At 71.6% G+C, this 12973-nt stretch carries 9 protein-coding genes and 1 pseudogene; 6 read left to right on the top strand and 4 right to left on the bottom strand.

Annotated elements, in window-relative coordinates; genetic code table 11:
- Positions 1–111: 111 nt before the first annotated feature.
- From PS467_RS02110 to PS467_RS02100, 3 genes are all read right to left on the bottom strand, one after another.
- Positions 112–1035, bottom strand: coding sequence for an NmrA family NAD(P)-binding protein (locus tag PS467_RS02110; RefSeq protein ID WP_311033690.1), 924 nt, complete (start codon positions 1033–1035; stop codon positions 112–114).
- Positions 1036–1154: 119 nt separating this feature from the next.
- Complete coding sequence (locus PS467_RS02105) at positions 1155–2447, bottom strand: PP2C family protein-serine/threonine phosphatase (protein WP_311033689.1); 1293 nt, start codon at positions 2445–2447, stop codon at positions 1155–1157.
- Positions 2437–3171 (bottom strand): hypothetical protein, encoded by a 735-nt coding sequence (locus PS467_RS02100; protein ID WP_311033688.1) that lies wholly within the window; start codon positions 3169–3171, stop codon positions 2437–2439. Before PS467_RS02100 ends, PS467_RS02105 begins: the two co-directional genes overlap by 11 nt.
- Positions 3172–3294: 123 nt before the next feature.
- On the opposite strand from PS467_RS02100, the pseudogene PS467_RS02095 reads away from it, so the two are divergent.
- Positions 3295–3773: pseudogene (locus PS467_RS02095) on the top strand (inorganic phosphate transporter); the annotation flags it as partial.
- A 146-nt stretch (positions 3774–3919) separates the two neighbouring features.
- Here the strand turns inward: PS467_RS02095 and PS467_RS02090 are convergent.
- Complete coding sequence (locus tag PS467_RS02090) at positions 3920–6247, bottom strand: glycoside hydrolase family 3 N-terminal domain-containing protein (RefSeq protein WP_311033687.1); 2328 nt, start codon at positions 6245–6247, stop codon at positions 3920–3922.
- Positions 6248–6454: 207 nt separating this feature from the next.
- On the opposite strand from PS467_RS02090, the gene PS467_RS02085 reads away from it, so the two are divergent.
- The 5 genes from PS467_RS02085 (at position 6455) to PS467_RS02065 (ending at position 12924) form a co-directional block, all read left to right on the top strand.
- Positions 6455–7222, top strand: a complete 768-nt coding sequence (locus PS467_RS02085; protein WP_311039743.1) for a class I SAM-dependent methyltransferase — start codon at positions 6455–6457, stop codon at positions 7220–7222.
- Positions 7223–7252: 30 nt separating this feature from the next.
- The gene (locus tag PS467_RS02080; protein WP_311033686.1) at positions 7253–8368 is read left to right on the top strand and encodes an AI-2E family transporter; all 1116 of its coding nucleotides are present in this window, start codon (positions 7253–7255) and stop codon (positions 8366–8368) included.
- Between the two features lie 244 nt (positions 8369–8612).
- Entirely contained in the window at positions 8613–10880 is a 2268-nt protein-coding gene (locus PS467_RS02075) for an MMPL family transporter (protein WP_311033685.1), read from the top strand.
- A complete protein-coding gene (locus PS467_RS02070) occupies positions 10877–12235 on the top strand; it encodes a sensor histidine kinase (RefSeq protein WP_311033684.1) in 1359 nt (452 codons plus the stop codon). The genes PS467_RS02075 and PS467_RS02070 overlap by 4 nt, the downstream gene beginning before the upstream one ends.
- Positions 12232–12924, top strand: a complete 693-nt coding sequence (locus PS467_RS02065) for a response regulator transcription factor (RefSeq protein ID WP_311033683.1) — start codon at positions 12232–12234, stop codon at positions 12922–12924. Before PS467_RS02070 ends, PS467_RS02065 begins: the two co-directional genes overlap by 4 nt.
- Positions 12925–12973: the final 49 nt, after the last annotated feature.

Here is a 12973-nt window from a genome sequence, read left to right as displayed (position 1 = left end):
GACGGACGCGGCGCGCGTGGCCGGCGCCGGACCAGGCGACCCATGGCCGCGATCCCGTGGTTCGGCGGGACCTGCTTCGGCCGGTCCGCCGAGCCAGGTCCGGAACCCATGTCAGGCCGTGGGGCGCAGGTGCTCCCGCGCCCATTCCTCGAAGCTGGTGAGCGGGATGCCGAGGTCCCTCGCGAATTCCGGGCGGGCCGGCTGGCCGACCGCGTTCAGCCACTTGTGCGAGGCGCCCATCGCGGGCATTCCGGCGGCGATGGCCTCCTCCTCGGTCATGTCCGGCGCGGACAATGGTGTGCCCAGGGCGCGGGAGAGGACCTCGGCGATCTCCGTCATCGGCAGGTAGTCGCCCGCCAGCTCCAGCTCGACCCCGCTGAACCGCTCCGGCGCGGCGATGGCCGCGGCGGCCGCCCTGCCGATGTCGCGCACGGCGATGAGGGACAGCCGGGTCTCGGGACGCAGGATGCTCACCAGGCCGCCCTCGATGCCGCGCGGGAACAGATAGGCCATGGACGGGAGGAAGTTCTCCATGAAGAAGGCCGGCTTGAGAAGTGTCCAGTGGGCGAAGCCGGCCGCGCGGACCCGGTCCTGGATCGCGCTCTTCGCGCCCAGGGTGGGTTCCATCCAGGCCCAGCGGCCTTCGGCCCAGCCGGGGGTTTCGGTGTGCTGGCCGGCGCCGCTGACGGACGTGTGCACGAACTGCGGCACTCCGGCGGCCTTCGCGCCCTCGACGAGGTTGACGCCCTGGGTCACCTCCCCGTCGAAGTCGACGCTGTCCGCGGTCATGGCGGGCATCTGCACGGAGAAGACGGCGCGGACCCCCTCGGCGGCCCGGATCACGGATGCGCGGTCGTGGAGATCGCCGGTGACCAGGTCGGCGCCGAGTGCCTCGATGGCCCTGGCCCGGTCGGTGGCCGGGTCGCGCACCAGGGCGCGGACGGAAACGCCCGCCGCGAGCAGTGCGCGGGCGGTGGCCCCGCCCTGCCTGCCGGTGGCGCCGGTGACCAGGACGGGTGCGGAATCTGCGGACATGACGCTCCTCGAATGGCGGTAGTCGCTCACTAAACGGCGGGGCCCACCGTTTACATGTGCCACGATACGGCGGGGCCCGCCACTTAGCAAACCCGGGAAGGACCACCGGCCTTGGAGGCTCAGGTGTCGGCCGGTGGGGCGGGACGCACCGCGAGCAGGGCGGCGTCATCGCTGGTGTCGGCGGCCAGCCCGGTGAGCAGTTCGTCGCAGAAGGTGTCCAGGGGCTCGCGGGACAGCGCGGCGGTGTGCTGGCGCAGCCGGGTGAGCCCCTGGTCGAGGGATTCGCTGCGGCGCTCGATCAGTCCATCGGTGTACAGCAGCACCGTGGAGTGGGCGGGCAGATCGTCGAAGGCGGTCGGGCGCTGGTGCGCGGGGTCCACGCCGATCATCAGTCCGGCGCCCGTCTCGAGGTAGTGGGTGTCGCCCTCGGCCGTGGTCAGCAGCGGCGGCAGATGCCCGGCGGAGGCGTGGTGCAGACCCCACAGGCCGCCTTCCCCGGGGCGTTTGACCAGGCCGTAGATGCACGTGGCGGTCGCCTCCTGGTTCAGCGTGTGGGTGGCGATGTCCAGGCGGCGCAGAACCTCACCGGGAGGCTCTTGGCGGTCCACGGCGATTCCGCGCAGCATATTGCGCAAGGCGCTCATGGCGATGGCCGCTTGCAGGTCGTGGCCGGTGACATCGCCGATGACCAGGACGGTGTCGCCCTGCGGCAGGACGAAGACGTCGTACCAGTCACCGCCGACCTGCGCGATGCTCTGCGCGGTCGTGTAGCGGGTGGCGATCTGGAGGTCGCCGACATGCGGCAGATCGGGCAACAGGTCGCGCTGGAAGCGCTCGGCGATGCGCTGGGTCTGCTCGTGCAGCCGTGCGTTGTCCACCTGGAGCGCCAAGCTGCGGACCAGGTTCTCGATGAGCGGGAAATCGTCCTCGGTGAAGGGGTGGGCGGGGTCGGTGCGGGCCACGGTCATGGCGCCGAGCACCTCGCGCCGGGCCCGCAGCGGGGTGACGACGGCGCTCCGCGCGCCCAGTTGCTCGAACAGTTCCAGTTGCCGGGCGTGCAGCGGATCGGCTGCCCGGCTCGCCGGGGGGATGTCGGCGAGCAGCAGCGGGCCCGCCCCGTGCAGCACCCGCGGCAGTGGCCCGGTGGCGTTCTGCGGCACCGGCGGAAGCGGCCCTTCGTATCCGCCGGGAGGCAACACATGGGGGGTGCGGTGGGACACGACGGCCCGCTCCAGCCGGCCGCGTTCGTCCAGCAGGTCGACCACGCACCAGTCGCCCAGCCGCCCGGTCAGCACCTGGCACGCTCGCCGCAGCCCCTCCAGCAGGTCCAGCGTGCTGGCCAGTGCCGTTCCGGCATCCGCCAGCAGAGTGAGACGGTCCAGCAGGGTCTTCTCGTCCTTGTCATCGCCCATGCCCTACGCTTCCCCGCCATCGGCCTCCGTGACGGCCGCCGGCCCGTTGTCCACTCTGCCGGGCGACCGGCCCGCACCGGGAATCGAGCGCCACCGTCGTGGTGACCCGGGTGAGGGCGGGTTTCCTGGGCGCCGAACCGAACCCGAAGCGCACGGGCGGTTCGACGGGCGCCGCCCCGCCGAGGTCGGTGTCCTCGAAGGCCGCCGACACCGTGCGGATCGGCAGCAGGTCCCGGGCGCCGTACCACTCGCGGTGGCCGGCGTCGGTGCTGCCGCGGGTGCGCACACCGGGCAGCAGCACGCGGGCGGGCCAGTCCATCAGCGCGCTCCAGGCCGGACGCCCCGCGAGCCCGCCGGGAACGGCGCGCAGCACGCATCCCAGGAGCCGTCGTCGGCCGGTGGTGAAGCGCAGATCGAGCGGTCCGGCGGTGACGGTCCAGGTGTCGCCGACGACGTGCACACCGACCGGGACGAGGCGCACCGTGTCGAACGTGTAGGTGTCGCGGATGAAGTCCGCCGTCTCCCGCGTGGGGGCCAGCAGCAGCCGCTCGCCATCGGCACGTTCGAGCATCACATCGCTGAACGGTCCGAACGGTGACCGCTGCCAGTGTCCGAGCACGACGCGCGTCCCGGAGGAGGTGCCCATGCCGGCGATCCAGCCGTCGAACCGTAGCCGTGGGCGCCGTGTGGTTCGGCCGAGCATCCACCTCATCCGCTCGTCCATGGGTCCGCTCCGCACACACCTGACGTCTCGTGAGAAGTGCACCACGGTTCCGCCGGGAGGCCGGGGAGGCCCGCCGTGGCGTGCGTCGAGAAGGTGCTGATCCCGGCGGTGGCCTCGCCGGCCGTCTCCGGGTCCGCGGGGCTCGCCATCGGCCTCGGCACCTACCTGGGCGGCTGGCGGATCATCCGCACCATGGGCAAGGGCCTCACCGAGATCCAGTCACCGCAGGGCTTCGCCGCCGAGGCCGCGTCCACGACCGTCATCGGCTTCGCCCTGTCCACCACTCAGGTCGCCTCCGGCAGCATCGTCGGCACGGGTCTGGGCCGACGGCTGGCGGAGGTGGCTGGGGCGGCGCGGGCCGCATGGTGATCGCTTGGTTGGTCACGCTGCCTGCCGCCGCGCTGGTCGGCGGCGTCTCCGCGAGCGTGGTCACCGACGGCGGCAACGTCGGGACGGCGATCGTCGCCGTGGTCGGCGCGGCCCTCGCCATGGGCATCGTGGCCCTCTCGTGGTCGGCACGGCCGCGTAAGTCCCGTCCCCTCACGGAGAGTGGAAAACGATGCATCTCGACTGGACCGCACTCGGCCAGGTCACCGCGGTGAGTATCGGCGTCACCGTCGCCGTGGTCACCGTCTTCGCGCTCGGCGTCCTGGGCCTCGCGGCCGCCGGGGGCAGTGGGCGTCTCGGCCGGCACCTGGTCGGTGCCGGCCGAGACGGGCCGCTGCGCCACGGCATTGGGCGGCCGGGGTTACGCGATCGTCAGGCTCGTCTTGTTCGTGGCGAGCGAGCTGTTGCCCACGTAGATGTCCACATCCCCCTTCTCCAACACGAACGTTCCACCCGTGTCGTTCGTCCAGAAGCCGAAGTCCTCGGCCCGGAGGCGGAACCGGACGGTGGTGCTCTTCCCGGCCTCCAGGGAGACCCTGCGGAACCCGCGCAACCTGCGCACCGGCTGCACGATGCTCGCCACCGGGTCGTGCAGGTACAGCTGTACGACCTCATCGCCCGCCCGTTCGCCGGTGTTGCGCACGGACACCGCGACCTCGACCGTGTCGCCCTTGCGCAACGCGCCGGCCGAGATGCGTCGGGTGCTCGCCTTCGGCTCGCCCACGCTGAACGAGGTGTAACTCAGACCGTGCCCGAACGCGAACTGCGGCCCGTGGGCGAGGTCCAGGTACTTCGAGGTGTATTTGTTGTCGGCGTCGTACGGGCGGCCGGTGTTCTCGTGGTTGTAGTAGATCGGGACCTGACCGACCGTGCGCGGGAACGTGACCGGCAGCTTGCCGCCCGGGTTGACCGTGCCGAACAGCACATCGGCGATGGCGTGGCCGGCCTCGATCCCCGGGTGCCACGCCTCCAGTACGGCGGGCGCGGAGTCCAGCCAGCCGCCCACGGTGAGGGGCCGTCCGTTGACCAGCACGACGACGAACGGCTTGCCGGTCCCCGCGATGGCCGAGATCAGCTCCTCCTGCGCCCCGGGAAGTGTGATGTCGCTGCGCGAGCTCGCCTCGCCGCTCCACGCCGGGGGCTCACCGACCACGACCACCGTGACGTCCGCCGCCTTGGCCGCCGCGACCGCGTCCTGCACCCCCGAGGTGTCCTTGCCCTCGGCATCCACTCCCTTGACGGCGGTGACCTTCGCCTTCGGGGCCGCCGCCCGTACCGCGTCGGCCACGGTGACGGCGGGGAACTTCTGGGCCCCGGGCCCGGACCAGGTGCCGTGCAGGTCGGTGGAGTCGGCGAACGGGCCGACGACCGCGACCGAGCCGACGGAGGGGCTCAGCGGCAGTGCTTCCTGGTCGTTCTTCAGCAGCACCATGGAACGCGCGGCCGCCTTCCGGGCCGCGCTCCGCGCTGCCTTCGACGGCTCGGTGATCGCGCTGTCCTCGTCGACGTACGGGTGGTCGAAGAGCCCCAGCTCGAACTTCAGACGCAGGATGCGGGCCACCGCGTCGTCCAGGCGGCCGACCGTGATCCGCCCGCTCTTGAGGAGCTTTCGGCCGTGGTCGACGAGGTGGGTGCTGACCATCTCCATGTCCACCCCGGCGCCCAGCGCCAGCCGCCCGGCGTCGGCTCCGTCGGCGGCGAAGCCATGGGCGATCAGCTCCTGGATGCCGGTGTAGTCGCTGACGACGAACCCGTCGAACCCCCACTCCTTCTTGAGGATGTCGGTCAGCGTGTGCTGGTTGCCGTGTGCCGGGACCCCGCTGATGGTGTTGAAGGACGCCATGACGGTCGCCACACCGGCGTCCAGGGCGGCCTTGAACGGCGGGAGGTAGACGTTGCGGAGCTTCGCCTCGGACACGTCCACGGTGTTGTAGTCCCGGCCGCCCTCGGCGCCCCCGTACGCCACGAAGTGCTTGGCGCACGCCGCGACCCGGTCCTTCGCGGCGAGCCCACCGGCCTCGCGGTCCCCCTGGTAGCCGCGTGTCTTGGCCGCCGCGAAGGCCGCGGCGAGATACGTGTCCTCACCGCTGCCCTCCGCGATCCGGCCCCAGCGCGGCTCGTGGGTGACGTCCATCATCGGGGAGAACGTCCAGTGCACCCCGTTCGACCGGGCCTCCTTCGCCGACACTTCTCCGTCGCGTTCGGACACGGCGGGGTCGAAGCTCGACGCCTGGGCGAGCGGGATGGGGAATGTCGTCCAGAAGCCGTGGATGACGTCCAGGCCGAACAGCAGCGGGATGCCGAGCCGCGACTCCTCGACCGCGATGCGCTGGAGCGCGTTGGTGGACTTCGCCCCGTAGACGTTCAGCACCGACCCGAGCTTTCCTTTGCGGGCGGCCTCCTCCGCCTCCGCGGTCTGCCCACCGCCGGGACCGGTGTCGCCGGTCCAGGACAGCTGCTGGAGCTGTCCGAGCTTCTCATCGACGGTCATCCGCCCCAGCAGCGCCCGGACCTTCGCATCGTACGGCCCGCCCTTCCGGCCTCCGCCTCCGCCGGCGCCGTCGGCGGAGGCCGCCCCGCCCGTCCCTGCCGACCCTTCGTCCGCCCGCGCCGTCCCGCCGCCGGCGATGCCGACGGCGACGGTTCCACTGGCGGCGGTGAGGAGAGTGCGCCTGCGCAAACGACCCATGTCTTCATTCCTTTGAATCGGGTGGAGCGGATCGAGCGTGCCTTCTTCAACAATTGCAGTGAAGTTATGGACTAGCCGTGCACCCGTCAACACTCGTCACACGGTCGGCCGAAGTCGTTGTATGGCCGGTCCACGCACAATGGCCCGTCCACGCACAGAAACAGAAGAGGGTGGCCGACGAACGTGAGCAAGGACGAGGATGAGCGGATGACCGCTCTCTCGCGTGCCCACTCGTTCAACGCGGCCGCCGCGCAGTACGCCGCGTACCGCCCGTCGTACCCGCCCGCCGTCCTCGACGCCGTCCAGGAGTTCATCGGACGTCCCCTCGCGGGCGCCCGCGTCGCCGACATCGGCGCGGGCACCGGAATCGCCACCGTCCTGTTGCGCGAGCGCGGCGCCGATGTGATCGCCGTCGAACCGGGTGCGGGCATGGCCGCCCAGTTCCGCCGCACGCTCCCGGATGTCCCGGTCGTGCGGGGCGACGGCAATGCCCTGCCGCTGGCCGACGGCTCCTGTGACCTGGTCACGTACGCGCAGTCCTGGCACTGGACCGATACCGGCCGGTCCGTTCCCGAGGCGTTGCGCGTCCTGCGCCCGGGTGGCGCGCTGGCGGTCTGGTGGAACACCACCGCCTTCGACGTACCGTGGATCGCCGCCCAGCACGAGCGCATCGCAACGCACTGCGGGGTGAGGCCGACTGACCGGAGGCGACCGGACGACAACCGTGCCGCGCAGCTCGCGGGCCTCTCCGGTCTGCATTTCACGCGCCGTCAGGTGCGATGGAGCCGCGCCGTGCCCCTCGACACCCACCTCGCCAACATCACCAGCCACTCGGCGTTCCTCGTGCTCGGCGAGGCCGGTATCCAGTCGTTCCTCGCCGCCGAGCGTGATCGCCTCCACGAGGTCTTCCCGGACGGGACGGTGGAGGAGACCTACCTGGTGGACCTCCTGGTGGCCGCCCGACAGCGGCGATAGCGAGGCGGGAAATGTGGTACCGGTGGTGCCATGCCCGCCATGTTGAGTTCAACGAAAACCCGTGCCGCGCTCCGCGCATCGGCGCGTACATCCCTTGATGTGCTTCTCGTCCTTGTGATGGCCGCGGCGGCCCTGTGGCTTCTGGGCCAGATGTGGTCGGTCGTCTGGCCACTCGTCGTCGGCCTGCTCCTGACCACACTGACCTGGCCCCTGGCCCGTTTTCTGCGCGGGCACGGGTGGCCGCCCGCCCTGGCCGCGGCGACCGTGACCGTGCTGTTCCTCCTGGTCGCCGCGGGCGTCGTGGCGCTGATCGCGGTACCGGTGGCCGCCCAGTCCGGGGAACTGACCGATGGTGTGACCGAAGGCATCCACCAGGTGCGCCAGTGGGCCGCCGGGCCGCCGTTGAACATCGGCGACGACCAGATCGACAAGGCCGCCGACGCCGCGGTCGCCCGTCTCCAGGACAGTGCCGGCACCGTGGTCACCGCTGCCGTCACGGGGTTGAGCACCGTGGTCGACGGTCTGGTCACCGCCGTTCTGGCGCTCTTCTTGATGTTCTTCTTCCTCAAGGACGGCCCGCGGTTCCTGCCGTGGCTCAGCCGTCAACTGCCCGGCCGGCTCGCCACCGACATCCCGGTCGTGGCCGCACGCGGTTGGGACACGCTGAGCGCCTTCGTGCGGTCCCAGGCATTCGTCGGCCTGCTCGACGCCGTCTGCATCGGACTCGGCCTGTGGGCTCTGGGGGTACCCCTGGTCCTCCCGCTGGCGGTCCTGACCTTTGTCTCCGCCTTTGTGCCGATCGTGGGTGCCCTGTTCGCGGGTGCGGTCGCGGTGCTCATCGCGTTGGTGTTCAACGGTGTGACGGACGCTCTGATCGCACTGGCGATCATTGTCGTGGTGCAGCAACTCGAGGGCAACGTGTTCCAGCCCATGATCCAAAGCCGTGGACTCGGCCTGCACGCGGCGGTGATCCTGCTGGCGGTGACGCTGGGCGGGAGCCTGGCCGGCATCGTGGGCAGTCTGCTCGCCGTACCGGTGGCCGCGCTGATCGGGGTGGTCTGGAACTATCTGCGCGAGCAGCTCAGTACCCCGGCGCATGAGCCGGAGACCGACGAGCAGCACACCGATGGCGCCGTCCCGGCGTAAGGCGGTGGGGATGTCCGTACGGGGAACGGGGGCCGCGCCGCCGGTGTGAACTCCGCTGTCAGAGCCCGCCCCGGCCCCGGTCCGTAGTGCGTAGGCACCAGGACGTAGGAGCGGCTGGTCCGGGTGCACCAGGGGAAGACGGCGGCGGGGGACGATGCCCGGCAGAGGCACCGGAGGGAAGGGTTGGAGGCGCGTGAATCCCGCGCAACTTCCCTTTCCTAGCGGTGTCTGGAGTGATCGACAGGTGGCGACCTTTCTTTACCGGATCGGACGGTGGGCCTTCCGGCGGCGCCGGCTCGTGGGTGGTCTGTGGCTGGGTGTCCTGGTGCTGGCCCTCGCCGCGGCCGCCATGGCGCCGGAGGGGAAGGAAGAGGACCTCTCCATGCCCGGCACCGAGTCGCAGAAGGCGTTCGACCTGCTGGACGAGCGCTTCCCCGAAAGCAACTCCCAGGGTGCCGAGGCCCGTTTGGTGTTCCGGGCCCCGGCCGGGCAGCGGGTGACGGCCAGGGAGAACAAGACGGCCGTCGAGGACACGCTCGGCTCGCTGGACGGGGGAGATCAGGTCGCGTCGGCCACCGACCCCTATGAGACCGGCGATGTCAGCGAGGACGGCACCATCGCCTACTCCACGATCACCTACACCGCGGACGCCGTCGACCTGACCGAGCCGACGAAGAATGCCCTCGAGGACGCCGCGAACCAGGCCCGGGACGCCGGGCTGACCGTGGAGATCGGCGGCTCGGCCCTGGATGCGGACGAGGCACCGGGCGGTACGACGGAGATCATCGGCGTGGCGGTGGCGGCGGTGGTGCTGGTCCTCGCCCTCGGGTCGGTGGTCGCGGCCGGATTGTCGCTGCTGACCGCCTTCGTGGGCGTGGCCGTCGCCTTCGGCCTGGTCTCCGCGCTGGCCGTTCCGCTGGGCCTGACGTCCACCGTCGCCATCCTGGCGTTGATGCTGGGGCTGGCGGTCGGCATCGACTACGCACTCTTCATCACCTCCCGCTTCCGCGACGAGCGCGCCCGGGGCAGCGAGCCGGAGGAGGCCGCCGGCCGGGCGGTGGGCACGGCCGGTTCCGCCGTCGTCTTCGCCGGCGCGACCGTCTTCATCGCCCTGGTCGGGCTGGGGGTCGTCGGAATCCCCGAACTCACCAAGATGGGCATGGGCGGCGCGGGCGCCGTGGCCCTTGCCGTACTCGTCGCACTGACCTTGGTCCCCGCGCTGTTCGGCTTCTTCGGTCGCCGGGTACTGTCCCGCGCCGTCCGCAAGGCACCCTCGTATCGCCGCTCGGGAGGCGAGCGCCCGCGCCCGGCGCCCACCGCGGCCGGCCGGGCCGGGCTCGGCACCCGCTGGGCGCGGTTCGTGCTGCGCCGGCCGGCCGCCGTGCTGCTGACCGCCGGACTCGGTCTCGGCGCCGTCGCGCTACCGGCGCTGAGCCTCGAACTCGGGCTGCCCGGAGACGAGTCCAAGTCGGTGGAGACCACCCAGCGCCGTGCCTACGACCTGCTGTCAGAAGGCTTCGGCCCCGGCTTCAACGGCCCGTTGACCGTGGTCGTGGACACATCGGCGTCTTCGGGGTCCGGGGACACCCGGACCACCACGGACCTGGTCGCCACGACCGTACGGGGAGTGGACGGGGTCGCCTCGGTCGGTGATCCGGTGCTCAGCCGGACCAAGGACACCGCCGTCCTCACCGTCGTCCCGCGGACCGCGCCGAACAGCGGCGAGACCAAGGACCTGGTGCACGCGATCCGGGGCGCGGTCTCCGGCGTCGAGGCCGAAACGGGCGCCGGCATCCTGGTGACCGGCACCACCGCGATGAACATCGACATCTCCGAAGCCATGTCCGACGCCCTCATCCCCTATCTGACCGTGGTCATCGGGCTGGCGGTGCTCCTGCTGATGGTGGTCTTCCGCTCGGTCCTGGTCCCGGTCAAGGCCGCGCTCGGCTTCCTGCTGTCGGTGGGTGCCGCGTTCGGCGTCCTGGTCGCCGTCTTCCAGTGGGGCTGGGCGGCGGACCTGGCCGGCATCGAGCAGACCGGACCGGTCATGTCGCTGATGCCGATTCTCATCATCGGCATCGTGTTCGGCCTCGCCATGGATTACGAGGTCTTCCTCCTCACCCGGATGCGGGAGGCCTACGTCCATGGCGCGTCCCCGGGCGAGGCGATCGTGGGCGGTTTCCGGCACAGCGGACGGGTGGTGGCCGCGGCGGCGATCATCATGGTCAGCGTGTTCGCCGGATTCATCGGGATGAGCAGCCCCACCATCCAGACGATGGGCGTCGGCCTGGCCGCCGCCGTCGCCTTCGACGCCTTCGTGGTCAGGATGGCGATCGCACCCGCGGTCATGGCACTGCTCGGCCACCGGGCCTGGTGGCTGCCCCGTATCCTGAACCGTGTGCTGCCGAATGTGGATATCGAGGGTGAGGCACTGAGCAGGCATGTCCCGGCCTCCGCGACCGCGCCGGACGCAGCGGTGCCGCGGCTCCCCGTCGGCCGGGACCTGCCATGACGAACACGGGCGGCGGTGGCCCGCGACCACGCGACACATGGTGGCGGGAGGCAGCGATCACGGCGACGGCGTTCGCGCTGTGTCTGCTCGGCGGCATGGTGCAGGACGACGGCAGCAGGCTGTCACCGCCGCCTGCCGCCGCCTACGTCATCGCCGTGGTGTCCTGTGCCGTGCTGCCGGTGCGGCACAGGGCGCCCCTGGCCGCCATGGCGGTCACGACCGTGAGCGGGGTGCTGGCACCGTCCTTGGGCCTCCTGCTGAGCCCGCTCATCGTGGCCCCCGCCGTGATCACCGCCTACTCGCTCATCGTGCGCACCGAACGACACGCGGCGAGCGCGGTGTCGCTCACCTCCGCGGCGCTGCTGGTCGCCTTCGCCCCCTTGTTCGGGGCCCTCTCGTGGCAGGACGCGAGCAGGATGGCAGCGGTGGCGGCGTTCCCCCTGGTGGCCGGCGTACTCGGGCACTCGGCGCAGAACCGACGGGCCTACCTGGCGGCCGTGGAGGAGCGGGCCCGGCGGGCCGAGGAGAGCCGGGACAGCGAGGCGCGCCGGAGGGTGGCCGAGGAACGGGTGCGCATCGCCCGGGAACTGCACGACCTGGTGGCCCATCAGATCACCCTGGCCAACGCGCAGGCCACGGTCGCCGCCCACCTCTTCGACACCCGCCCGGAGCAGACCCGCAAGAGCCTGAAGGAACTCGTCGAGACCACCGGCAACGCGCTCGACGAACTGCGGGCCACGGTCGGTCTGCTGCGCCAGTCCGGGGACACGGCCGCGCCCGCCGAACCGGCGCCCGGCCTGTCCCGGCTTCCCACGCTCCTCGAGTCCTTCCGCCGCGCGGGCCTGGAGGTGTCGGTGCACCAGGAGGGCACGGCCAGGCCGCTGCCGCCGGGAGTGGACCTCACCGCCTACCGCATCATCCAGGAGGCCCTGACCAACGTGACCAAGCACGCCGGTACCGGTAGCGCCCGGGTGCGCCTCGCCTGGAGCCGCGATCGCGTGACCATCACCGTCGCCGACGACGGGGTCGGTGCCCGTACGGCGCCGACCCCGTCGACAGGACCGAGTGCGGCCACGGGACCGAGTACGGCCGCGGTGCCGGACCGTCCGTCCGGTTACGGTCTGATCGGGATGCGTGAACGCGCCACCGCGGTCGGGGGACACCTCTCCGCGGGCAGGCGCCCGGAGGGCGGCTTCCTCGTCTCCACCCAGCTGCCCCTCCCACCCGCCAAGGACACGACGCGCGGGACTGACGGAGCGACAACCACCGCGGGGCGGACGGCCGACGGGGCGACAGGCGACGGACGGACGGGCGACGGACGGACGGGCGACGGAGAGGCCGGGGGTGCGCCGTGACGCTCCGGGTACTGCTCGCCGACGATCAAGCCCTGCTGCGCGATGCCTTCCGGATACTTCTCGACACCGCCGAGGACATCACCGTGGTCGGTGAGGCCGCCGACGGCAGGGAGGCGGTGAGACTGACCCGGGAGCTGCGCCCGGACGTGGTGATCATGGACATCCGTATGCCCGAGGTGGACGGTCTCACCGCCACGTCGGAGATCTGCGCGGACCCGGAACTGCGTACCAGCCGCATCCTGATCCTCACCACCTACGAGACCGACGAGTACGTCGCCCAGGCGCTGCGCGCGGGGGCCGGCGGCTTCATCGGCAAGGGCATCGGGGCCGAGGCCCTGCTGGACGCCGTGCGTACGATCGCCGACGGCGACACTCTTCTGTCCCCCGCCGCGACCCGCTCCTTGGTCGCCCGTTTCCTGGCCACGCCGGAGGGCGCTCCGCCGCACCACCCCGAACAGCTCGCCGTGCTCACCCCGCGCGAACGCGAGATGGTGGCTCTGGTCGCGACCGGCCTGTCCAACCAGGAGATCGCCGAGCGGATGTTCCTCAGCCCCTTCACCGTCCGCGCCCACGTGCAGCGCGCCATGACGAAGCTGGAGGCCCGCGACCGGGCGCAACTCGTCGTCATCGCCTACCGGACGGGCCTGGCCCACGCCGCCCCCGACGGCGGCACCGACCGCCCGTCGTAGTCCGGTACCGAGGGCCGCCAACGGACGGCCCGTCGCCGACCGTGGAGGT

It is taken from the genome of Streptomyces luomodiensis, assembly GCF_031679605.1.
In the GTDB taxonomy this organism is placed as follows: Bacteria; Actinomycetota; Actinomycetes; order Streptomycetales; family Streptomycetaceae; genus Streptomyces; species Streptomyces luomodiensis.
Note: the sequence above shows the minus strand (reverse complement) of the source record. Positions and strands in the feature narration are given on the sequence as shown.

What these genes read in the sequence shown, in the direction of transcription:
- PS467_RS02070 (WP_311033684.1), top strand. Translation starts at nt 10,877, where the DNA reads ATGACGAACACGGGCGGCGGTGGCCCGCGACCACGCGACACATGGTGG.
- PS467_RS02080 (WP_311033686.1), top strand. Translation starts at nt 7,253, where the DNA reads ATGCCCGCCATGTTGAGTTCAACGAAAACCCGTGCCGCGCTCCGCGCA.
- PS467_RS02090 (WP_311033687.1), bottom strand. Translation starts at nt 6,247, where the DNA reads ATGGGTCGTTTGCGCAGGCGCACTCTCCTCACCGCCGCCAGTGGAACC.
- PS467_RS02100 (WP_311033688.1), bottom strand. Translation starts at nt 3,171, where the DNA reads ATGGACGAGCGGATGAGGTGGATGCTCGGCCGAACCACACGGCGCCCA.
- PS467_RS02085 (WP_311039743.1), top strand. Translation starts at nt 6,455, where the DNA reads ATGACCGCTCTCTCGCGTGCCCACTCGTTCAACGCGGCCGCCGCGCAG.
- PS467_RS02105 (WP_311033689.1), bottom strand. Translation starts at nt 2,447, where the DNA reads ATGGGCGATGACAAGGACGAGAAGACCCTGCTGGACCGTCTCACTCTG.
- PS467_RS02110 (WP_311033690.1), bottom strand. Translation starts at nt 1,035, where the DNA reads ATGTCCGCAGATTCCGCACCCGTCCTGGTCACCGGCGCCACCGGCAGG.